Here is a 20991-nt window from a genome sequence, read left to right as displayed (position 1 = left end):
CAAAATCTTGCCGGTGGCAACAGTGCGGTATCAAGCGGCGTAGCTCAAAATCTTGCCGGTGGCAACAGTGCGGTATCGAGCGGCGTAGCTCCAAATACCGGCGAAGAGGCTTCTGACGTTTCCGACAACGACTCCGCCTCGCGCGTTGATATCGTTCCGGCCTTGTACGAGGAACCGAAAGTCATGGGTTCCGTCGAGCTGGCCGTTGATGACCTGGATGATGATCGGTTGGTGGACGCCAAAGCCGGAAATTCCGAAGCCAAGGAGAAGCAGATTGCGGCGCAAACTGATGCAGCCGCACAGCTTCCGAATGAAGTGAAGGATGCCGATGCCTTCGAAGTTTCTGCTGATTCTGGCAACAACGCTGTCAACGCTGTTGAATCCGATGACGAGGAAACGCCTGCCGTCACTTCCTCGGCGCAAAAGGTGACGGTCAGCGGACGCAAGATCCTTGATGACGTTACCTGGCTGATTGGGCCCGGCGACCGGTTCGGCATTGTCGGGGCAAACGGTGCGGGCAAGTCGACGTTGCTGAAGATCATCGACGGCACATTGACACCGACGGCCGGGCATGTGAAAATCGGCAAAACCGTGAAGTTTGCAGTGCTTTCACAGCGGCTTGACGAGCTGGAGAAGCTCAACAAGTACAAGATCAAGGAAGTGCTCAGCCGTTACAAGCCGACCTACGTCGTCGACGGCAAAGAGGTTTCCACCAGCCAATTGATGGAACGACTCGGATTTTCTGCCGCGCAGCTGATGACGCCGATCGCCGATCTTTCCGGTGGTCAGAAGCGCCGCATGCAGCTCTTGCTGATTTTGCTGGACGAGCCGAATGTCTTGATTTTGGACGAGCCCGGCAATGATCTCGATACTGATATGCTCGCCGTAATGGAGGATTTGCTTGACTCCTGGCCCGGCACGCTGATTGTCGTTTCCCATGACCGCTACTTGCTGGAACGTGTGACCGATGAACAGTTTGCGCTAATTGGCGGTAAAGTCCGTCACCTTCCTGGCGGCGTGGATGACTATCTCAATATGGTGCAGAAGATTGAAAACGGTGAAACACTGGATGAGATTATTGGCGACGGCCGCGGCGGCAAGTCGGCAGGCAAAGGCTCTTCTTCGAGCGGCAGTGCTTCTGGGGCTCAATCGTCAAACGCAAATGATGATGGTGATAATGGGAATTCCGATCCACAATCCGATGACCAGAAACTGACTGGAAAAGCGTTCCACGACGCCACCCGTCGTCTCTCGGCCATCGAACGCAAACTTGCCAAACTCGAAACCGAGAAGACAAAGATCGAGCGGACAATGGCCTCTCACGACCCCGCCGACTACGTAGGCTTAGGCAAACTCAACGAGCAACTTTCGGCCAATTCAGACGAGTCTGAGTCCTTAGAAGCCGAGTGGATGGAACTCTCCGAGCAGGTCGAATAATTTTTGGCCTAATCGTTTATTGATGAAGGTTTCCATGGTTTTGACAGTCCGCTTACTCGGACCAGTTTTCCGTTTGCGTAATCCTCAACCAGCGAACGGGCTTCCTCTTCAGCGGTTTTACCGTCAGCATGGGGCGATGTTCGTGAATTTGGCCAAGATGTCGTCATCGATATCAAGCGGCAAATCATTCGGGTCAGGTTGTTGATTGTTAGGAAGTGTCTCGGGCATGAGAGTCTCCTCTAGCTTTTTAATTTTGGTGTTCCCAAGGATTAATGATTCTTACTCCTGTGTTTTCAAAATCCTTTATGTTTTGAGTGACTACAGCCATATCGTTGGCCATGGCGATGGCTGCAATCATGGCGTCATTTGGTCCAATAGGTTGGCCCAATTTTTTCCTTTGGGCAGCGATAAATGCATAATATGGTGCTGCTTGTTCGTCGAAAGGTAGCGGACGGAACTGAAAGTCAGAAAGTGTGGATACCACACTGTCGCGTATCTCGTCTTTGCGTCGGCCTTCTGGTAAAAGTTCAATGCCATATATAAGTTCAGCCAAAGTGATGCTTGATATATATAGTGTGTCTGGCGATTGGGCGAAAAACCATGCAAGGACTTTTTCATCAGGAATTGCGCGGCTGGAAATTTCACTAACCACATTGGTGTCAAGTAGAAACATCAGTTACCTAATTTCACATGGCGAATCTCACCACTACGCGGAGGAATCAACTGTTCGTCACCTGTAAGTCCGGAATCTTTTAGCAGTCGATGTGCTTTTGCGAAGATTTCAGCTGTAGTTGCTGGTTTTTCCGTCGATCCTTTTTGTGTGACTGACCCATTCTTTTTTTTCGTAAGATGAGAGACATCGTCGTCTTTGATGGGTGTTTGTTGAGGGAGAAGATAAGTTTGCAGTTCTTTGGAAAAATCTGTGGAGCCCATTTCTTTATGCGCCATCCATGCCGCTGTCCACTCTTCCACATGAGAACGCATTTCAGCTTCCATTGAACGATTGTGTGCTTTCGCCGCCTCTTTTACAATGTCAATTTGTTCGTCGGGAACATTACGAATCGTCATTGTGCCCATCGATACCTCCACGTTTAACCTATTGATAATTAGTATGCTAGCAAAATGCTAGCATATTGTCAAAGGGTATAAGAGAAGGATCCGGAAACAAAAAGCGGATATGACCGTAAGGCCATATCCGCCCTTGATTATTGGCGATGGGAGCTATCCCATTACCTTCCGGTGATTTCGCTGCCGACCACCTTTTCGCTCAACGCATGCGGGCCGCGGGTCACCGCGACGGCACCGGAGCGGACCAGCTCGATGACGCCGTAGTCGTCCAGCAGACCAAGCAGCGCATCGATCTTGCCTTCGTCGCCGGTGGCCTCGATGGTCAGGGATTCGGGGTGCACGTCGACCACACGTACGCGGAAGAGGCGCACAATCTCCAGCACGTCTGAGCGATTCGTCTCGTTGGCTGCGACCTTGATGAGTACCAGCTCACGTTCGACGGCGTCGGTATCGTCAAGATCGACGATTTTCAGCACGTGAAGCAGTTTGTTGAGCTGCTTGATGATCTGCTCAAGCGGCACTTCCTCGACGTCAGCGGTCACGGTGACGCGCGAGATGTCGGGGCGCTCGGTGGGGGAGACGGAAAGCGAGTTGATGTTGAACGCACGGCGGGCGAAAAGGCCAGCTATACGGGCCAGTACGCCAGGGCGGTTTTCGACCAGGACGGACAGGGTGTGACGCTCGCTGTGCGGAGTGGATGCAGGATAATTTGCCATGATGTTCCTTTCGCCTTGTCCTTACTTTTCCGATTTTTCCGAAGTTCCGGCATCGGCTGTGTCGGTTTGATTGTCGTCGTCATCCGCGGCGTCGTCGGTGCCCGCTTCTGCCGTGCCATGATGCAGCAGCGGCTGTATGCCGGGCATGTAAGTAACGGTGTCGTTGGATTGCCCCGCGGCGACCATCGGCCAGACCATCGCGTCCTTGTAGACGCGGAAGTCGATCAGCACCGGCCGGTCGTTGATCTCGTTGGCGCGCTTGATCGCGGCCTTTGCCTCGTCTTTCGTAGTTGCGCGAATGCCGATGCAACCGTAGGCTTCGGCGAGCTTGACGAAATCGGGAACGTTGAGGATATCCTCGGTATTCTCGCCGTCGCGGATGCTGGTCTGCGAATAATGTTTGTCGTAGAAAAGCGTCTGCCACTGGCGGACCATGCCGTACACGGAATTGTTGAGGATTGCGATTTTGACCGGCGCATTGTCGATGAACGCGGCTGCGAGCTCCTCGGAGGTCATCTGGAAGCTGCCGTCGCCGTCAATCAACCAAACTGGCTTCTTGCCGCCGAAATCGCGGGCCGAACCCACGCGTGCGCCAATGGCCGCAGGCAGGCCGAAGCCCATGGTTCCCAGGCCTCCTGAGGAGATCCAGGAGTGCGGGTTTTCGAAATCGATGAGCTGCGAAGCCCACATCTGGTGCTGGCCCACGCCGGAAACCCAGATGGTGGAGGGTGCAGCCTGGCGTGAAAGCTCCTCCACGACCCATTGTGGGGAGAGTGTGCCGTCCGGCGTCGTTTCATCATATTTCATCGGATACTTTTCGCGCCAGGAATTGATGAGATTCCACCAAGGCTCGAGGTTCGGCTTGCCGTGGATGGCCTGCCCGCGCTTGATTTCGGCATTCAGCGCGTCGAGCACTTCCGCCACATCGCCGACGATGGGCACGTCGGGCTGGCGGCGCTTGCCGATTTCGGCGGGATCGATGTCGATGTGGATGACGCGGGCCGCAGGGGCGAAAGCCTCCATTTTGCCTGTCACGCGGTCGTCGAAACGTGCGCCGATGGCGACCAGCAGATCGCACCTCTGCGTCGCCGCCGTGGCTGCCAACGTACCGTGCATACCGAGCATTCCCAGCACTTTCGGGTCGGAATCCGGCACGATGCCGCGCGCTGGAAGCGTGGTGACGATGGGGGAGTCGGTCAGATCGGCCAGTTCCTTGACCTGCTCTCCGGCGTTGGAACGCACCGCGCCGCCGCCGACGTAGAGCACGGGGCGATACGACTGTTCAAAGAGTTTTGTGGCCTCGCGCAGGACGTGGCCGTGCGGTTTGGTCGTCGGGTTGTAGCCTGGGAGCAGCAGTTTCTGCGGCCATGAGTAATACATGTCGCCGACCTGCGCGGTTTTGGTGATGTCGACCACGACGGGGCCTGGGCGGCCGGTACGCGCGATATAGTGCGCTTCGGCGAGCACACGCGGAATGTCCTGCGCGTCGGTGACGAGGTAGGAATGTTTGACCACCGGGTATGTAATACCTACGGTATCGGCTTCCTGGAAGGCGTCGGTACCGATTGCGTCCACACCGACCTGACCGGAAATGACGACCAGCGGCACCGAATCCATATTCGCATCGGCGATCGGCGTGACCATGTTCGTCGCCCCCGGCCCGGAGGTGACGATGCAAACGCCCACGCGCCCGGTGGCCACGGCGTACCCCTCGGCCGCATGCCCTGCGCCCTGCTCATGGCGCATCAGCACGAAACGGAACTTGGTATCATCGTGAATCTGATGATAAACCGGCAGGATCGCGCCACCCGGAATACCGAAAACGTCCTGCACGCCCAGATCTTCCAGCGTGCGGATCAGCGCCTGTGCGCCGGTCATCTTCTCGCCGTTGACGAGAGTCTGCTTGTTTGTCTTTGATATTTTCGGCACCCCGCTGAATGCCTGTAAAGGCGTTGGTGACACCATCATTCCTCTATCTCTCTGTGGGTTTATAAGGATTGTCTTCTTCACCTGCGACGTATGGTGTACGTCCGCATGGTTATGACGTTCGGCGTTCGCCGGGCCGTTCGTGGCAGTCCGTGAAGCTGTACCGATGTTGTAGATATCATAGTGCATTGCGGATGTGAAAATCACTTTTGCCCAAATACTGGCGGTATTTCGGGGAATGTGTGTGCTGAGCCGGTGCTTGATGAATGAGAATCGGGTACCGGACTGTAACTTAGCCGTATAGCAATAAGGAGAAATACCGTAGGCTACGACCTCATTCAATAAAGCCTTGTTCCGCCTTCGTGTCTGGCTTGCCAGCAGCGGCTGTGGCCTCGCATCATCAATATGCGGTTTTAAGCGCTGATATTAGGATTTGTTACTTTTGTTGTGCTTTGGCGTCGCTGGGGTGATGGTGCTTTTTGGCCGGATGTTTGCTTGGATTGCTGTCTAGTTCCGTCCAGGCGGCTTTCGCGGCGGCAAGCTGGGCCTTGCGTTTGCTGGAACCGGTGCCGACACCAAGCACTTCGTCATCGTCGCCGACAACGGCGCGGGCAGTAAAGACCTGTGCGTATTCCGGGCCGGACACGGCCATGCGGTAGCGCGGATCCTCAAGTCCCATGCCGTGCGCCTTGACGGTCAACGAGGTCTTCCAATCCAGCGCAGGGCCTTCGGTGGCGACCTTCTTCAGTTCGTCATCGACCAGATGGTGCACCACTTTGCGGGCTTCGTCGATGCCATGCTCCACGAATGTCGCGCCGATCAGCGATTCCACGATGTCGCAGAGGATCGAGCTTTTTTCGGCGCCGCCGGATTCAGCCTCACCGTGTCCGAGCAGGATATACGGCCCCACTTGAAGCTTTTCGCGTGCGATCTGTGAAAGCGCCTTTTCCGAGACGGCCATCGCCCGCATCTTCGCGAGCTGGCCTTCGTTCATGTCGGGATGGACGCGATACAGCGTTTCGGTGGAAACGAACTCAAGCACCGCGTCGCCCAGGAATTCCAAGCGTTCGTAGTTCGGCGCGCCCTCGTGCTCGTGCGAGAACGAACGGTGGGTGAGTGCCTGCACCAAGAGGTCCGGCGAAAGCGTGGTGCCGAGCCGGTCAAGCAGTTCCTGCTGCGGGGTCGAAGTTTCTGAAGTGGTATCAGTATCGGTATCTTGAGGCATGTTTCCTGATTTCAGAGATGCAAAAGCCCCGCCACCCGTCGATGGCAGGGCTTTTATTTGCTAGCGTTTCACTTGCTCAGCGACTTGCTGATAGCCTCGCGATAAACGCGGCCGCGGAACGAACCGCAGCTCGGGCAAGCCATGTGCGGCAGGGTCGGCGCACCACAATTGGGGCAGGCGACGGTCTTGGCCGCGCTGGCCTTCCAGTTGGAGCGGCGCGAATGCGTGTTGGCTCGCGAAGTCTTGTACTTTGGCAGTGCCATGGTATTCCTCTATTTCGTTCGAACAGATTGAGCTTAAGCATAGACAAGTCTAACGCCATCTCGGTACAAGTGCTACTTGCCTTGTTCTTCTTCCTTTTCCAGCTCGGCCTTGAGACCGGCCAGAGCGGCGAAACGGTTGTCGACCACGTCGTGATGGTGGTCGGGATTGTCGTTCAGATTGATGCCGCACTGCGGGCACAGACCCTTGCAATCCGGCTTGCATAGTGGCTGCAGCGGAAGGTTTTCGACCAACGTGTCGCGCAGAAGTGCCTCAAGGTCGGCGAAATTGCAGTCCGCGCTCAACGGATAGGTGTCTTCCGACTCGTCCTCGCCGGCGATGATGTCGATGTCCTCGTCGTGATTGTCGTGCCCGTTGTTCGCGTTGACGGACGCCTTCGCGGAATCGTAGGGGAAGAACGCGGTGACATCCATGCCCCAATCGCGTTTGATTTCTTTGAGGCAGCGCACGCACTCGGCATGGACCGGCGCATCGAAGCGTCCGGTGAAAATCAGCCCGTCAACGATGGAGTCGAAGGAGCCGGTCACTTTGACAGGTGCCCCCTCCTTGACACCGATGACATTGTCGCCGATGCCGCTTGGCGCGGGAAACTCGGCATCAACGGTTTTGCTTTGGCCGGGACGCGAGATGATCTGCCCCACGCTGACGGCCCATTGCGAATCTTCAGGTCTACTCATTTATTCGTTTTGTTCTTTCGAATTTGTTTTGTCTAGTGGTGTTATTCGGCTTTGTCGGCTGGATTTTGCGCGTGCGCAACGGCATCCGCCTGCGACTGCGCAAGTTGCTGCGCGGCCGTGTGCTGACGCTTATCGATGACGTCGATGCCGTTTTTGATATCGCGGTCATAGGCGGCAACCTGCTCCTCAAGCGCCTTCATCACTTCGGCGCAATAGGCGTTGGCGCCTTGCACAAGCTTGGTCGACTTGATTTGGGCGTCATCCATGATCACGCGGGCTTTTTGCTGCGCCAGATCCACAACGCGTTCCTGTCCGGAAAGGATCTGCGCCTGTTCTTCGGCGTTCTGTCTGATTTGCGCGGCCTGGCTTTGCGCCTTGGTGACAATGGCTTGGGCTTGGCTCTGCGCGTTCTGCAACCGGCGTTCGGCCTCACGCATCAGCGACGAGGCGCGCTCAAGCTGTACGGGGAGCATGGTTTTGAGTTGGTTGAGCTGATCAAGGAACTCGTCGCGGTCGAGGCGCACCATACCGGGGGCGAAGAAACTGGATTTGGTGTCCTCCACGGCGGAGCTCATCTGATCGATGATGTCATAAACCGTCGTGAATTCGGCACGGCTTTTGCTCACGGCTTCGTCGCTGACGTCTGTGTGGGCATCGGGGGATTGGCCGTTCGACGCCTGATTATCGTGGGTGTCGTGTTTTTCCTGCAGGTCGGGAAGGTCTGCGGGGGAAGTGAACAGCGGTTTGGCGGCCTTTGGCGAAACCGAATCATAGGTATCGTCATCAACGTCATCGTTGGTTTCCGGGCTTTCCGTGGAATCACCCGAATTGTCGGAATCCGCATCGCCCTCGTCGTGGTTCGGCGAAAGGTCATCAATGGGAATGACCTTGGAAAGGGTGTCGTCTTCCTCGTCGCTGAGGTTTGTTTCGTTCGCCATCATTAGCTCTTTTCTTTCTGAAGTTTTTCGGCGAGCATGCCGACTACGCAATCGGGCACCATGCCGGTGACATCGCCGCCGTGACGTGCCACGTCCTTGACTACAGTGCTGGAAATATGCTCAAGTATCGGGTTCGCAGGCAGGAACATGGTCTCGACGCCGGAAAGTTTGCGATTGACCAGGGCCATCCCGAGCTCGGCCTCGTAGTCGCCGTTCTGCCGTAGGCCCTTGACGATGACCGACGCGCCGACCTTGGTGCAGTAATCGGTGATCAGCCCGTCGGTGGAAGCGACGGTCACGTTCGGATAGCCGTCCTTTACCAGGGCCCGCTTGATTACGTCCACGCGGGTTTTCTCCGAAAACATCGGGGTCTTCGAGCTGTTGACGGCCACGACGACATGTACCGTCTCGAAAATACGTGCACTGCGTTCGATAACGTCCAAATGCCCTGCTGTGACTGGATCATACGAGCCGGGGCACACTGCTATAGTCATATCCCAAGGATAACGCCTGACGCTGATTTTCAGCCGATACGCTTAACACGTCTCTGTGCAGGAATTTGAAAGCGGAATACATGCAACCACACCTAAATGTCATATATATAAGTTTGTCGATTAATAATGTATTTGTGTGGTTAAATCCAATCGTTGGCACAGAACCGGTTTGGTAATTGACTTTTGGGTAGGACGTAATGCCGAGAGATGAATGGGGAGTCAATCGTGGTTTGAGGTAAACGGCCGACGTTATGATATATGCAGTATTGGGAATGAATGACGAGTGGCCGGATTGCCGCTTAAGGAGACGATATGACTGACTTTTTTGAGAGGTTGGATGTTGCCGGAAAACAGGTCGGTGATTGGCATGACGCAGCCGGATTCGAGAATCCTTCACAGGACCCGGATTCCGGTGCGGGGACGGCGGTACTCGATCGGCCGGAAGCCGAAGAGGAGACCAAGCGCAGCGATGATGGCGATGCGGATCGCTTCGCGCACTATGTTTCGCGTGATCGCATGCGTGAGTCCCAGCTTACCGGACGACCGGTGGTGGCGCTGTGTGGCAAGATCTGGGTGCCGAAGCACGATCCCTCGCAATATCCGGTTTGCCCGGATTGCAAGCGCATCTACGAGGAAATGACCGGCAAGTAAAGTCGGGGTTTACGGCGGCGATAGTTGTTTTACCGTTTACATCATAAAGGCTGTGCATACCAGGAATCGATGGTATGCACAGCCTTTTGCTTTATTCCGTACCTCTTGGCGCGCCAAGAGAGCGTTTATTTAAAGAATTGCGTGATATTTATGGAATTTGAGGGGTCTTGGCGCGCCAAGTACCCCTCTTTTCTTAAGAATTCAGCGTAATGTGCCATTTTTGGGGATACTTGGCGCGCCAAGAGTCCTATTTTCTTAAGAATTCAACACGATTTACTGTATTTTGGGGTACTTGGCGCGCCAAGAACCCCAAAAAATGAGGGATTGTCAGCAAGGCTGCAGCTGATAAGGCTTGGACTGTTTTTTACAGCACGTCGATCTGGGTGAGGATTGACGGATCACCCTTCATCAGCGATTGCGCGGTGATCGGCAGCTCGGCCAAGGCCTGTGCATGGTATTGATGAGCGTTGGCGATGGCATCGTGGCCCTGGTACTGTGTGTTGGCCTCGCCGTGATCCATGTAACTGACCATCAAATCTTTCCAGCCGTCTTTGGGCTGGAACTTGGCGAGTTTCTCCTCGGAGCCGGAGATGATGTGTTCGCCGCTGGCAAGGCCGTATTCGTAGGAACGGAACGCCAGCTTGCGGCCAGGGACGGTGGCCTTGTTCTCGGAGTGTTTGGCGACCGGCACCATCTCGCCGTTGTCGCCTTCGCGTTCGGTGAGCTTGTAGACCATCGCACAGGTCGGTGCGCCGGAACCGGTGACCAGCATCGTGCCCACGCCATAGGAATCGACAGGAGCGGACTGCAGCGAGGCCAGCGCATATTCGTCAAGGTCATTGGTGACGGTGATCTTCGTGTTCTTGGCTCCGAGCGCGTCGAGCTGGTTGCGCACACGCTGGGCCAACGCGGCGAGGTCGCCGGAATCGATGCGGACGCAGCCAAGTTCCGGTCCGGCCACTTCGACGGCCGTCTTGATGGCTTCTTCGATGTCATACGTATCGACCAGAAGCGTGGTGTTCGGGCTCATGGCGGCGACCTGCGAGGCGAAGGCGTCGCGCTCGGAATCGTGAACGAGGGTGAAGCAGTGGGCCGAGGTGCCGATGGCCTTCAAGCCGTAAAGCTGGGCGGCGAGCAGGTTCGAGGTGCCTTGGAATCCGCCGACCACGGCTGCGCGCGCGGCGGCAACGGCGGCCCATTCGTTGGTGCGGCGTCCGCCCATGTCCATGCAGGGCCGATGGCCCGCGGCGCTGACCATGCGCGAGGCGGCGGAAGCGACGGCGGAATCATAGTTCAGAATCGAAAGCAGCAGCGTTTCGAGCAGCGTGCACTCGCCGAACGTGCCTTCGACCTCCAAAATGGGGGAGTCCGGGAAGAACATTTCGCCCTCTCGATAGCCCTTGATCGAACCGGTGAATTTGAAGTCTTTGAGCCACTTGATGGTTTCGGTGCTTACGATCTTGCGGTCGGAAAGGAATTTGAGGTCGTCGTCGTTCAGATGGAAATGTTCGAGCGCGTCGAGGATGCGGCCGCTCCCCGCGACCACGCCGTAACGGCGGCCGAGCGGCAGATGACGCGTGAACACTTCGAAAACGCACTTGCGGTTCGCGGTTCCGTCCTTGAGCGCCGCGTCCAGCATGGTGTATTCGTACATATCGGTCATCAAAGCCGGTGAATAATCCAGCATCACATGCCTCCCTGAGGTGTGTATCGCCCCGCCCTTAATCCGTCGGTATTTCCGACATGGCCGCAAGACAGGTGTTGCCTAAGTGACTATGGGGCCGTAGGGCTTTCATTACCGGTTGCCCGGCCAAGTTGCTTTTCATCTTGAGTCTAACCCGACACGGCGATTAATAGTAATAATGACTATAAGTAGACATTTCAGTGCGTCTTGTTCTGTGTTGCCTCTTGCTGGGTGCTGGGAATCATGCATGCATTCCATTGCATTCGTGATGGTAAAGTGCGGATTTCCACTTTCTGCCTCTGACTCTATCGGAAGTCTTGGTTTCCATTGCGTTAGGGGCAAGACTATCGATTTGTGCTTCTGAACCTTGTGGAAAGTTACATTCCTGCTTTGTGCCTCTAACCTAATCGGAACTCTCTGTGCCTGTTGTGTTAGGGGCAGGATGCAAAGTTTGTGCCTCTAAAAGTGTGAAAGTCATTGGTTGGGCGGCGTATGCAAGCTGGCCGAGCCTTGCCGAAGTCGGAATGTTTTCGGGTTTCGTATTTTCTCGCGTTGCTCATAAACTGATTTGCATGAAATATTTTGTCGGAATCTATCGCCTCATCGTTGCGTTTCTGTGTCTGGCATTCACGAGCGTGGCCTGGACCACGCCGAATTACTGGGTTTTCTTCACCTACCAAACCAACTTCACGCTGGGTCTGGTGATGCTGTGGGCCGGCATCGCCTGCCTTATCGACGGCAAGCAGCCGCCAGCCTGGCTCAAGGGCGTGCTCACTCTTTACATCGTGGTCACCGGCGTGGTGGCCGCCACGCTGATGCCGGCTGATGACCCGGCTACGGTCAAGTATGTGTTCGGTATCGTCACCAATGTGATTCTGCACAGGGTTGTGCCGATTATGGCGGTCATCGATTTTATCCTCTTCGATGCCCATCGCCGCTTCAAGTGGCATTACGTGCTCACTTGGCTCATCTATTTCCCGATCTATCTTGCGTTCGTACTCATTCGCGCCCAGATTTGGCCGCATTCCGGCCCTGAGACCGGCGGCGACCCGTATCCTTACGGCTTCATCGATGTCAGCCAGATCGGCTGGAGCCATATGTGGGTCACCGCTTTCCTTTGCCTCGGCGGTTTCGCCATTATCGGACTCGTCATCTTCCTTATCGACCGCATTCTGCCGAGGAAGCCGCTGATCGGCACTGTGCGCAACTGAGTGGTCGCGGGCTTGGCTTGTGGAACGTGTGCGTGGCTGAACGGGGCTGCGTGTCTGCGACGGCCCGTGCGATTTAAGCCGGAAATGCGGAATCGTGGATCAAATGCGTTGTTTCCAGCGCTCCGCACACATTTATGCTGGAAAAGTCCTAAATAGAAATTTTAAATGCGATATTTCCAGCATAAAACTGTGGGGGCTGCTGGAAATGTTGCATTTAGCGTGTTTGAGGTCGTATCGCATTCCTTTATGGGGAAATTATTGCTTCCGGGAAGGTTACGGGCTGGATTTCCATTCGGTGGCACCATTGCCGAACAGGTGGCGAGTTTCGCGCTGACGTGACCGGCTGATGGTAGGTTGGCGGTATGGCTGAAATCAAAGATTTGTTGAATAGCGATACTGTGGTGCGTCCCGACGGACGTGCCGTCGACGAGCTGCGGCCCGTCAAAATCACCCGTCACTTCACCGATGCACCTGAAGGTTCCGTGCTTATCGAATGCGGCAACACCCGCGTGATGTGCACGGCGACGTTCGCGCCCGGCGTTCCGCGCTGGCGCAAGGATTCCGGGCTCGGCTGGGTCACCGCCGAATACGCGATGCTGCCGCGTGCTACAACCGAACGCACCCCGCGCGAGTCCGTGAAGGGCAAGGTCGGCGGGCGTACGCAGGAAATCAGCCGGTTGGTCGGCCGCTGCCTGCGCGGGGTCATCGACATGAAGGCGTTGGGCGAGAACCAGGTGCAGCTTGACTGCGACGTGCTGCAGGCCGATGGTGGCACCCGCACGGCTTCGGTGACCGGCGCTTACGTCGCGCTGGTCGACGCGTTGCACTGGGCCGAGAAGCACAAGCGCATCCGTTCTGCGCAAAAGGCGATCAAGGATCAGATTTCCGCGGTTTCCGTTGGCATCATCAACGGCACCCCGATGCTTGACTTGCCATATATCGAAGACAGCCAGGCCATGACCGACATGAATGTGGCCATGACCGGTTCCGGCAAGTTCATCGAGATTCAGGGCACCGCCGAGCATCGCCCCTTCACCCGCGACGAGCTCAACGTGCTGCTCGAGCTGGCCGAAAAGGGCAACAAGGAACTCCAACGCGCGCAGAACGAGGCGCTCGCCAAGGGCTGATCGGATACTCGCGTATTTGCGGGGTGTAGAGGGCCTGGTCAATTTGTTGGGATGCGATGCTTGTTCGAGCAAGCGTCGCATTTCCTGTTGCGGAGAGTAGTGATCTCGCTTTTAAGCCGGATTTCGGGAATCGGACCAGAATGTGTGTTCAAAATCAGCTTTGAGGCGTAGCCAAAGGTAAGTGACCGGGGGCTCTCTATACCCTACGTTGGTTTCGAATGGCCTTCTGGTATTGCGGTAGCGTTTGGAAGGCTTTACACAGTACGAGGGCATACTGCGTAAAGCAGAAAAATTGCCCCAGCGCCTGGGAAGGCTTTACGGACAAATGACTTGCCTCTATCCTGGATTTTGGCTTACGAATCGTTTCGTTTTATGATCTTGCTTTTTTGGAAGCGACGAGGGCGATGACGATATTGTCATGTTTTTCTTGTTGCAAGCGAGCTGGATGCATATCGACGGATATTATGGAGGCAAACGGTCTGTAGAAAAGGAAACGCCATGAAAATCGTCGTCGCCACGCACAACGAGGGCAAGCTGCCCGAAATCCGCACCATCATCGAGGCCGAGCTGGGCAAGGCCGCGCAGCACGTTGAGTTGGTTTCGGCCGGATCGATGAACCTGCCCGACCCCGTCGAAACGGGCGTGACCTTTGAGGAGAACGCGCTGATCAAGGCACGGGACGTCGCCAAGCGAACCGGTTTGCCGGCGCTCGCCGACGACAGCGGGCTGATTGTCGATGTGCTCGGCGCGGCTCCCGGCATCCTTTCGGCGCGTTGGGCCGGTGCCCACGGCCATGACAAGGCCAACAACGCCTTGCTGCTTGCGCAGCTTGAGGATATTCCCGACGGTAAGCGGGGTGCGCGGTTCAATTGCGCGGCTGCGCTGGTGGTGCCGAAGCATTGCGGTGAGGAGCGTCCGAACGGGACGACGCCGAAGGCCGAAGAAACCGTGGAACTTGGTGAGATGCGCGGCACAGTGATTCGCGAGCCGCGTGGCGAAAACGGTTTCGGCTACGATTCCATCTTCGTGCCGAACGACCAACCCGGACGTTTGAACGATGACGGCGAGAAGCTGACCAGCGCTGAGATGAGTGCTGAGGAAAAGAACGCGATTTCCCACCGTCACAAGGCATTTGTGGCGCTCGCTCCCGCAATCAAAGAGCTCATCGGCTGCTGAAAGTCAGTATGTAGAAACGTTGACAGTGCAACGGTGCGCTGCCGAATGTTATGTGGCTCCGGTCGGGATCGATTAGGAGTGGAGAACGGCCGAATCTCGCCTCTAAACATAGCGAGAAGTTGCAGCTGGAGGCGGGTTAAGGGCAGTGGGTGTGTAATCCTGCCTCTAACCTTACGGGGAATCGTCGTTGAAGTAGGATTAGAGGTGCAAACTCAGGTTTCTGCCTCTAAAGTTATTAAAACGTTTAGTTACTCTAGGGTTAGAGGCAGGGAACACACTTCAGGGGAGATTTGGCGCGGATCGCATCGGGCCGAGCGTGTCCCCTACATGTGAATGATGAAGTGGGCGATGGTCATCATGATCGTGCCGACCACGGCGGTCAGGCAGAGGATGAAGCCGGCGAGCTTGGCGTTGCCGAGCACTTTGTCGGTGAACATCGTCGAGAAGATGGCCGTCGGTGCCAGGCAGCACATGACGACGGTTTCGCGGACAAGCGGGCTGAACGGCAGCATGAACCATGCCAACAGCGCGGCGATGATGCCGCAAGGAATACGCCAGGCCATGACTTCGCCCACGAACTTGAGATCGCGCTTGGAACCGGGCAGATCGGTGAGCATGCCGACCATCACCATCGAGCAGAAGGCATTGGCGTCGGAGAAGGGATGCGAGACCTGCGCGATCCACGTCGGGAAGTGGAAATTGCAAAGCATCAATACCAGCATCAGGATGTAGGTGTCGAACGCCGGGGAGGTGACGAAGCCTTTGACGATGTTGCGGATCAGCGCACGCCGTTGCAATCTGCGGGCGTCGTGGTCGGTCGCCTTGATGCGGGGCAGTGTGGGTGCGTCGCCGGCGTGCTGTTCGGCCAGCGTCTTGCCGGGCACAATATGCAAGAGGTTTTGCGTCATGACGTTCGTGCCGGCGGCGACCATGATGTCGTTGCCGATATCGAACATTGCTGCGGGAATCAGCGCTGCAGGGCCGAGAAATGCCTGAACCATGGGGAAGCAGAAGCAGCCGATATTGAATCCGCCGCCGTTGAGCATCAAAAATGCGCGGTCGGACACAGGGCGATGGCGCGTAGCGACGAAAATCAGCAACGGTGGAATCAGCGCTGCAAAGAGCGAGAAGACGGAAAGCAGCAGAAGGTTCAATTGGTGCGGGTTTGTCGCAAAGGAGTAGATGATGGCACCTGGCAAAACGATATCGAATTCGAGCACCTGCACCACGCGATAGTCCTTCGGGCCCAGAATGCCGGACCTCTTGAACAGGTACCCCATCAGAATAATCAGCAATAGCGTCGCAGGTTGAATGAGTGCTGACATGAATCCGTCTTCTCTTTTCCTTAGGTGTGGCGATATTGTCGAATATTGTTCTACCGTCAAATATCATAGACTTCGGCGTTGTTTTCCGGTGGCAAAATGCCGATAGTTGTTTTCAATACCGGCATGTGGAATGTGCTATGTTGCAGGGTTGTGTTTCAGCGGTTTGGTTGGGCATCCAGATTCAAGAGGCGTGATAGATCTGTCGTTTCTGTCATATCTGCCAAGATTATGGGAATCGCGCGATTGCTGGATGCTGTTGCCTTGGTGGATTGCAGAATAGTGCAGTCCTTCACAGTTGCGGGAAACCGTATTATATGAAAAGAGTGAAATGGAGTGATTGATCTGATGAAGAATTCGTCGAGTTCAAATCCGAAGGTTCCAGGCGTGATTAGGCGGTGCGGTGTCGATGATGCGGCTATGCTTCATCGACTGAGCGTCGAGACGTATGTCGATACATTTGACGGAACTAGCTCGGATGAGGATATGCGCAAATACCTTGCCGAAACTTATGCCGAACCGGTTTTGCGCCAAGAGCTGGCGAATCCTGATTCGCTGTTTTTCGTTATTTCGATGCCGTCCGGTGCGCAAACCGTGCAAACTTCGCGAACGCAAGGTGGTCAGAACACCGATAACAGCGCTGATTTTTCTGATGCTGTACGTGCAGGCAAGCCCGAAAGCCCGGTGACAGGTTCTGCTGATCCTGCACGTAACGGTAAACGCGAAAATGTTGTCATGGGCTCTTCGGATTCGGCAGGTATCGGCAGGCCTGAAAACCGCGTTTCGGAGTTGACGCGATCTGTAGCTTCTCTGGATTCCGGCCGGTTAGCTGATCCAGCCGCATGTAACGTAATACTTTCGGGCTATATGAAACTGAACTTCGGCGAGGCGCAGATAGAGGACATGGGCCCTGACACGATGGAAGTCCAGCGGCTGTATATCCAAAAGGCGTTCAAGGGCTGCGGGCTTGGCACCCAGCTGATGAACAAGGCGCTGGGCATGGCCCGCGAACGTGGGCTCAAAAAAGTCTGGCTCGGTGTCTGGGAACATAACGAGCCGGCCAAACGTTTCTACGCTGGCAAGGGTTTCGTCCGCGTCGGCCAGCACGACTTCTGGCAGGGCGATGACAAGCAGACCGATTACCTGATGGCCCGCGAGGTGTGATGGCATTCCATGGCGGCACCGTGGTAGTCGAAGATGCGAGCAAAATCAGGCTTTTGTTTCCATTTCCTTGATTTTCATCGCATGTTCATTCGAACATGTGAGAATAATCAGCATTTCTGGGTCCTTTCCTTGATTTTCCTCGCAAGTTGTTCCTGTGTTTTCACACAGGGATTGTGCGGGACGTCTGATAGATTAAATGGCGTTACGCGCGCATGGCGGAATTGGTAGACGCGCAGGATTTAGGTTCCTGTGACTTGTTCGTGAGGGTTCGAGTCCCTTTGCGCGCACTTTGGCAGGGTGGGGGATAGCGCAAAACTGTTGGGAATGCTGGAATTCTCGAAGATCTTGAACATTTCGAATATCCTTGATTGCCTAAAATTACATGTTTTGTTTCAGTCCGTACTCAAAATGGACTCAGATGATTTATCGCCAAATCTCGTTTTCTCATGTTGCGACACCGTGCATGTGACTTTGATTACATTCTTTACTAGACACGACTTACACTGTTCCTTGATGTCATTGACATTGGATGGTCAATGACATCGGAGAAAGGGGATCTTATGGCCAATAAATTACTGGTTACGTATTTTTCCATCACTGGGAACACGCGCACTGTGGCGCAAAAACTGGCGAAGGCTGCCGGTGCTGATATCAACGAGATTCAACCGTCGATACCTTATATCGGTTTTGACCTCAATGCCGAGGACGAGAAAAGCCGGGTGAATGTGGAACATGCCGTCGACGCCCGTCCGCAGATGGCCAAAGTCATCAATGTCGGCGATTATGACGCGGTATTCGTGGGCTATCCGATTTGGTTTGGTGTCGCGCCTCAGATCGTGCGCACCTTCCTGGAAAGCCAGGATTTTTCAGGCAAGACCATCGTGCCGTTCGCGACTTCCGGCGGAAGTCTGGAAGGTGCGAACGGACAGCACCTGCACGGTTGCGCGCCCAAGGCCACATGGAAGACGGGTCGTCGTTTCATGGCCGATGACAGCGAAGAAACGCTGGCGCGCTGGGTTAAGGAACTTAGCCTATAAAAGTTCAATGCAAAACGCGGACCGTTGTCACAAGATGACGATCCGCGTTTTGCATGAATTATAAGGGTTTAGTCAAAACTATTTTGTTATCATTCGCTGATTGCCTTGTTCATCGGCTAGTTGGTGGATGGTTTCGATGATTTGGAACGCGAAAGTCTTGTCGGCAGATGGCAGCATTTACTGGCAAGACCTTCGCGTTTTGCTGAGGTCCCGAACCTACTTGGTTTCCGGCGGAACGGTGGTGCCGGCCAGCGCTTTTTCGCCCGGACGGGCCAGCGGGCCGACCAATTCGTGGGCGATGTAAGGTTCCTCCAGATAATCGACCTCATCGTCGCTCAGCTTGACGTCCATCGCGGCGACCGCCTGATCGACGCGATTGGGCGAGCTGCAGCCGACAATCGGTGCGGACGGACCGTGGGTCCAATGCCAGGCCAGGGCGATCTGCGACATGCTCACGCCGCGTTTTTCGGCCAGTTCGGCCACGCGATCGACGATGGGCTGATCGATGGTGCGGCCGCGGTCGTACTTGCTGTGCTCGACCTTGTCGGTCCTGCCGCGAAGCGTTTCCGAATCCCAGGTCTTGCGCGCCAGGTGCCCGGAAGCCAGCGGGCTATACGGCGTCGGAACGGCGTTGTACTGGCGGGCCACCGGGATGAGCTCGCGTTCGTCCTCGCGGTAGATGAGATTGTAGTGGCATTGCAGCGTCGAAAGTTTCGTCCAGCCGTTTTCCTCGGCGATGACCTCAAGGTTGTGGTACTGGTAACCGAACATTTCGCTGGCGCCGATGGCACGGACTTTGCCGGCGCGCACCAGCTCGTCGAGTGCCTGCATGGTCTCCTCCATAGGCGTGGTGTAGTCGAAGCGATGCAGAATATAGAGGTCGAGGTAGTCGGTCTGCAGGCGCTTGAGACTACCTTCGACCTCGTGCTTGATGGCCTTGGCCGAGGAATGGCCCTCGTTGAAATAAACCTTGCTGGCGAGCACGACCTGATCGCGGGGAACGCCGAGGTTCTTCAATGCCTGGCCGATGTATTCCTCGCTAGTGCCGCGCGCATAGCAATTGGCGGTGTCGATGGCGTTGACGCCGAGCTCAAGCGCTCGTGCGATGACGGCCTGCGTGCCTTCCTGGTCGATGGTCCAGACGTGTTGTTCCGGGTCCGGCTTGCCGAAGGACATGCCGCCGATGAACATCGGCGATATTTCGACACCTGAATCTCCCAAAGTGATGCGTTCCATGATTGGCTTCTTTCTGCTGTATGATTAGCGACGATGTTGTGATTGATTTTTGGATTATGAATATTGAATTATGAAATTACAGGAAATAGCGAACAGGTGCGGCTAGGTTGTATCCGTCGGCGGCTCTGTCGGTTGACGGACGATTGCCAGTCGGGGATTCATTGCTGAAAAATCACTGAAATCGTTGCGTTTGACTGACGGCGAATTGGTCGAATGAATGGTTGCCGGAATTGATCGGTGACAGAATCATTGGGAGTTTTGTTCGGAATTTCCGATTGACTGGTTGGCTGTCAATCGATGTTTGTTTTGAGACGAGATTTCAGTGGGGCATCGCTTTTCCCTCGTCGATTTCGCGCTCGATGCAGCGCCGGTCAGTTTGGCCGCCGTTTCTGTTTCGCTGTCTTGATTGTCGTGCCAATGGCTGAGTTGCTTGACTTTCTGCTCGGCTTGTGCCCCAAGGCTTGTGGCTTCGGCGTCGTCACCGTGCGAAACGGCTTGCCAATACTTGATTTTGAGATTGACGTATTCCTCGCGTGCCATCAGGAACCGCCGTTCCTCGTTGAGCCGGCGTTTCTGGTCACGCAGCAAGTCGATTTCCGTTGGCGCGCCTTCGCGTCCGCGCTTGCGATTGGCCATGTACTCCTTCATTTTGGCCAATGGCATGCCGGTGGCGGAAAGACACGAAATGATAAGCAACGCCTGCAAATCATAATCGGTATAAGCGCGATGGCCACTTTCCGGGTCGCGGGCGATCGGCGCGATGATGCCGACGTCCTCGTAATAACGCAGCGTGCTTTCCGGCAGTCCGCAATACAGCGATGCCTCGCCGATCGAATGCCAAGTCTGAATGCTCATGCCTTCACTCTATTGACTTAAAGCACTTGAAGTCAAAACAGAAGATTGGGCAACATCATTTGTTGAGAATAGCGCGAGTCCGTCTCCTGCGGAATTCCGTTATTCTGTTGGTAGTATCAAGCGATTTGTCGGGGAAGTAGCGGGCTTGCGCCGCCGAACAGTTCCCGCAGTGCGCTGTAAACGGTACGGAATGAAGGGTTTGCGCCTTTTTTCAAGGATTTGTACAGGCTTGACCTCCCCACGTTGGCCCGATCGGCGATGGACGTCATCTTTTTCTGAGCTTTCGCGACTTCACCCAAAGCGGTCACGATGAGTGACGTGGCCTCATCTTCGTCTTCGATGCCGTCCGCCTCGGCGATGACTTCTCTCAGATAGTTTTCCGCATCTTCTTTCGTGTTCAAGTAATCGGATACGTTGAATTCGCTAAAGGTTTCATTTGTAGTTGCCGGCTTTTTCATTGCTGTTTCCATTCTTTCCACATTGTCTTTGCCTTGTCGATGTCTTTGGTTTGAGAGCTTTTATCTCCGCCTACTAGAAGCAAAATGAGCTGCTCGCCGTTGCGGGCAAAATAAACCCGATACCCTGGTCCGGTATTGAATCGTTGTTCATAGATGCCGTCTTTGATTGATTTGCAATCTCCAATCAATTGATTTGAAAGGCCGAGCCTTGTCAACCAGGCCAGTATTTTTCTTTGTGCAGGTTTATCGCGCAGATGGACTAACCAATCGTCGAAAGTAACTGATTTAAGTATTTTCATACTTTATT

22 protein-coding genes and 1 tRNA gene are annotated in these 20991 nt (G+C 55.2%); 8 read left to right on the top strand and 15 right to left on the bottom strand.

Going from position 1 to position 20991, the window contains the following annotated elements:
• On the top strand, positions 1-1437 hold a 1437-nt coding region (locus tag PT275_RS09100; protein WP_277154075.1), incomplete at its 5' end, for an ATP-binding cassette domain-containing protein.
• A gap of 247 nt (positions 1438-1684) precedes the next feature.
• Here the strand turns inward: PT275_RS09100 and PT275_RS09095 are convergent.
• From PT275_RS09095 to coaD, 9 genes are all read right to left on the bottom strand, one after another.
• Positions 1685-2110: a type II toxin-antitoxin system VapC family toxin gene (locus PT275_RS09095; protein WP_277154074.1), complete on the bottom strand. Its 426-nt coding sequence runs from the start codon at positions 2108-2110 to the stop codon at positions 1685-1687.
• Positions 2110-2514: a hypothetical protein gene (locus tag PT275_RS09090; RefSeq protein WP_277154073.1), complete on the bottom strand. Its 405-nt coding sequence runs from the start codon at positions 2512-2514 to the stop codon at positions 2110-2112. Before PT275_RS09090 ends, PT275_RS09095 begins: the two co-directional genes overlap by 1 nt.
• 152 nt (positions 2515-2666) lie before the next feature.
• A complete protein-coding gene (gene ilvN, locus PT275_RS09085; RefSeq protein ID WP_277154072.1) occupies positions 2667-3221 on the bottom strand; it encodes an acetolactate synthase small subunit in 555 nt (184 codons plus the stop codon).
• Positions 3222-3242: 21 nt separating this feature from the next.
• On the bottom strand, positions 3243-5186 hold the full coding sequence (locus PT275_RS09080) for an acetolactate synthase large subunit (RefSeq protein WP_277154077.1): 1944 nt from the start codon (positions 5184-5186) through the stop codon (positions 3243-3245).
• A gap of 397 nt (positions 5187-5583) precedes the next feature.
• Positions 5584-6372, bottom strand: coding sequence for a ribonuclease III (rnc, locus tag PT275_RS09075; protein WP_277154071.1), 789 nt, complete (start codon positions 6370-6372; stop codon positions 5584-5586).
• 68 nt (positions 6373-6440) lie between these two features.
• A complete protein-coding gene (gene rpmF / locus PT275_RS09070; protein WP_277142447.1) occupies positions 6441-6635 on the bottom strand; it encodes a 50S ribosomal protein L32 in 195 nt (64 codons plus the stop codon).
• A gap of 72 nt (positions 6636-6707) precedes the next feature.
• The gene (locus tag PT275_RS09065; RefSeq protein WP_277154070.1) at positions 6708-7331 is read right to left on the bottom strand and encodes a DUF177 domain-containing protein; all 624 of its coding nucleotides are present in this window, start codon (positions 7329-7331) and stop codon (positions 6708-6710) included.
• 41 nt (positions 7332-7372) lie between these two features.
• The gene (locus PT275_RS09060) at positions 7373-8269 is read right to left on the bottom strand and encodes a cell division protein (RefSeq protein WP_277154069.1); all 897 of its coding nucleotides are present in this window, start codon (positions 8267-8269) and stop codon (positions 7373-7375) included.
• A gap of 2 nt (positions 8270-8271) precedes the next feature.
• Positions 8272-8763 (bottom strand): pantetheine-phosphate adenylyltransferase, encoded by a 492-nt coding sequence (gene coaD, locus PT275_RS09055; protein ID WP_277154068.1) that lies wholly within the window; start codon positions 8761-8763, stop codon positions 8272-8274.
• A gap of 312 nt (positions 8764-9075) precedes the next feature.
• Here coaD and PT275_RS09050 point away from each other — a divergent pair, with 312 nt between their 5' ends.
• A complete protein-coding gene (locus PT275_RS09050) occupies positions 9076-9414 on the top strand; it encodes a DUF3039 domain-containing protein (protein ID WP_277154067.1) in 339 nt (112 codons plus the stop codon).
• Between the two features lie 364 nt (positions 9415-9778).
• On the opposite strand, the gene PT275_RS09045 is transcribed toward PT275_RS09050, so the two are convergent.
• A complete protein-coding gene (locus PT275_RS09045; RefSeq protein ID WP_277154066.1) occupies positions 9779-11101 on the bottom strand; it encodes a nicotinate phosphoribosyltransferase in 1323 nt (440 codons plus the stop codon).
• 569 nt (positions 11102-11670) lie between these two features.
• Between PT275_RS09045 and PT275_RS09040 the strand changes: the two genes are divergently transcribed.
• The 3 genes from PT275_RS09040 (at position 11671) to rdgB (ending at position 14612) form a co-directional block, all read left to right on the top strand.
• A complete protein-coding gene (locus PT275_RS09040) occupies positions 11671-12309 on the top strand; it encodes a Pr6Pr family membrane protein (protein WP_277154065.1) in 639 nt (212 codons plus the stop codon).
• 362 nt (positions 12310-12671) lie between these two features.
• Positions 12672-13436, top strand: coding sequence for a ribonuclease PH (rph, locus tag PT275_RS09035; protein ID WP_277154064.1), 765 nt, complete (start codon positions 12672-12674; stop codon positions 13434-13436).
• 498 nt (positions 13437-13934) lie between these two features.
• Positions 13935-14612, top strand: a complete 678-nt coding sequence (rdgB, locus tag PT275_RS09030; protein WP_277154063.1) for an RdgB/HAM1 family non-canonical purine NTP pyrophosphatase — start codon at positions 13935-13937, stop codon at positions 14610-14612.
• A 323-nt stretch (positions 14613-14935) separates the two neighbouring features.
• Here rdgB and PT275_RS09025 read toward each other — a convergent pair whose 3' ends face one another.
• A complete protein-coding gene (locus PT275_RS09025) occupies positions 14936-15937 on the bottom strand; it encodes an AEC family transporter (protein ID WP_277154062.1) in 1002 nt (333 codons plus the stop codon).
• A gap of 345 nt (positions 15938-16282) precedes the next feature.
• Between PT275_RS09025 and PT275_RS09020 the strand changes: the two genes are divergently transcribed.
• From PT275_RS09020 to PT275_RS09010, 3 genes are all read left to right on the top strand, one after another.
• Positions 16283-17098: a GNAT family N-acetyltransferase gene (locus tag PT275_RS09020; RefSeq protein ID WP_277154061.1), complete on the top strand. Its 816-nt coding sequence runs from the start codon at positions 16283-16285 to the stop codon at positions 17096-17098.
• A gap of 206 nt (positions 17099-17304) precedes the next feature.
• Positions 17305-17385, top strand: a tRNA-Leu gene (locus tag PT275_RS09015).
• A 273-nt stretch (positions 17386-17658) separates the two neighbouring features.
• The gene (locus tag PT275_RS09010; protein ID WP_277154060.1) at positions 17659-18135 is read left to right on the top strand and encodes a flavodoxin; all 477 of its coding nucleotides are present in this window, start codon (positions 17659-17661) and stop codon (positions 18133-18135) included.
• Positions 18136-18351: 216 nt separating this feature from the next.
• On the opposite strand, the gene PT275_RS09005 is transcribed toward PT275_RS09010, so the two are convergent.
• From PT275_RS09005 to PT275_RS08990, 4 genes are all read right to left on the bottom strand, one after another.
• The gene (locus PT275_RS09005) at positions 18352-19371 is read right to left on the bottom strand and encodes an aldo/keto reductase (RefSeq protein ID WP_277154059.1); all 1020 of its coding nucleotides are present in this window, start codon (positions 19369-19371) and stop codon (positions 18352-18354) included.
• Positions 19372-19617: 246 nt separating this feature from the next.
• Positions 19618-20226, bottom strand: a complete 609-nt coding sequence (locus PT275_RS09000) for a MerR family transcriptional regulator (RefSeq protein ID WP_277154058.1) — start codon at positions 20224-20226, stop codon at positions 19618-19620.
• A 116-nt stretch (positions 20227-20342) separates the two neighbouring features.
• Complete coding sequence (locus PT275_RS08995; protein ID WP_277154057.1) at positions 20343-20684, bottom strand: addiction module antidote protein; 342 nt, start codon at positions 20682-20684, stop codon at positions 20343-20345.
• Positions 20681-20983: a type II toxin-antitoxin system RelE/ParE family toxin gene (locus tag PT275_RS08990; RefSeq protein ID WP_277154056.1), complete on the bottom strand. Its 303-nt coding sequence runs from the start codon at positions 20981-20983 to the stop codon at positions 20681-20683. The genes PT275_RS08995 and PT275_RS08990 overlap by 4 nt, the downstream gene beginning before the upstream one ends.
• Between the last annotated feature and the right edge of the window lie 8 nt (positions 20984-20991).

It is taken from the genome of Bifidobacterium sp. ESL0745 (genome assembly GCF_029433335.1).
In the GTDB taxonomy this organism is placed as follows: domain Bacteria; phylum Actinomycetota; class Actinomycetes; order Actinomycetales; family Bifidobacteriaceae; genus Bifidobacterium.
This window is presented reverse-complemented; position numbering and strand designations above follow the sequence as displayed.

Coding starts and splice junctions, on each gene's coding strand:
- PT275_RS09040 (WP_277154065.1), top strand. CDS start 11,671: ATGAAATATTTTGTCGGAATCTATCGCCTCATCGTTGCGTTTCTGTGT.
- PT275_RS09020 (WP_277154061.1), top strand. CDS start 16,283: ATGAAGAATTCGTCGAGTTCAAATCCGAAGGTTCCAGGCGTGATTAGG.
- PT275_RS08990 (WP_277154056.1), bottom strand. CDS start 20,983: ATGAAAATACTTAAATCAGTTACTTTCGACGATTGGTTAGTCCATCTG.
- PT275_RS09050 (WP_277154067.1), top strand. CDS start 9,076: ATGACTGACTTTTTTGAGAGGTTGGATGTTGCCGGAAAACAGGTCGGT.
- PT275_RS09095 (WP_277154074.1), bottom strand. CDS start 2,110: ATGTTTCTACTTGACACCAATGTGGTTAGTGAAATTTCCAGCCGCGCA.
- PT275_RS09010 (WP_277154060.1), top strand. CDS start 17,659: ATGGCCAATAAATTACTGGTTACGTATTTTTCCATCACTGGGAACACG.
- PT275_RS09080 (WP_277154077.1), bottom strand. CDS start 5,186: ATGGTGTCACCAACGCCTTTACAGGCATTCAGCGGGGTGCCGAAAATA.
- rph (WP_277154064.1), top strand. CDS start 12,672: ATGGCTGAAATCAAAGATTTGTTGAATAGCGATACTGTGGTGCGTCCC.
- ilvN (WP_277154072.1), bottom strand. CDS start 3,221: ATGGCAAATTATCCTGCATCCACTCCGCACAGCGAGCGTCACACCCTG.
- PT275_RS09000 (WP_277154058.1), bottom strand. CDS start 20,226: ATGAGCATTCAGACTTGGCATTCGATCGGCGAGGCATCGCTGTATTGC.
- PT275_RS09065 (WP_277154070.1), bottom strand. CDS start 7,331: ATGAGTAGACCTGAAGATTCGCAATGGGCCGTCAGCGTGGGGCAGATC.
- PT275_RS09005 (WP_277154059.1), bottom strand. CDS start 19,371: ATGGAACGCATCACTTTGGGAGATTCAGGTGTCGAAATATCGCCGATG.
- PT275_RS09025 (WP_277154062.1), bottom strand. CDS start 15,937: ATGTCAGCACTCATTCAACCTGCGACGCTATTGCTGATTATTCTGATG.
- PT275_RS08995 (WP_277154057.1), bottom strand. CDS start 20,684: ATGAAAAAGCCGGCAACTACAAATGAAACCTTTAGCGAATTCAACGTA.
- PT275_RS09090 (WP_277154073.1), bottom strand. CDS start 2,514: ATGGGCACAATGACGATTCGTAATGTTCCCGACGAACAAATTGACATT.
- rnc (WP_277154071.1), bottom strand. CDS start 6,372: ATGCCTCAAGATACCGATACTGATACCACTTCAGAAACTTCGACCCCG.
- PT275_RS09045 (WP_277154066.1), bottom strand. CDS start 11,101: ATGCTGGATTATTCACCGGCTTTGATGACCGATATGTACGAATACACC.
- PT275_RS09060 (WP_277154069.1), bottom strand. CDS start 8,269: ATGGCGAACGAAACAAACCTCAGCGACGAGGAAGACGACACCCTTTCC.
- coaD (WP_277154068.1), bottom strand. CDS start 8,763: ATGACTATAGCAGTGTGCCCCGGCTCGTATGATCCAGTCACAGCAGGG.
- rpmF (WP_277142447.1), bottom strand. CDS start 6,635: ATGGCACTGCCAAAGTACAAGACTTCGCGAGCCAACACGCATTCGCGC.
- rdgB (WP_277154063.1), top strand. CDS start 13,935: ATGAAAATCGTCGTCGCCACGCACAACGAGGGCAAGCTGCCCGAAATC.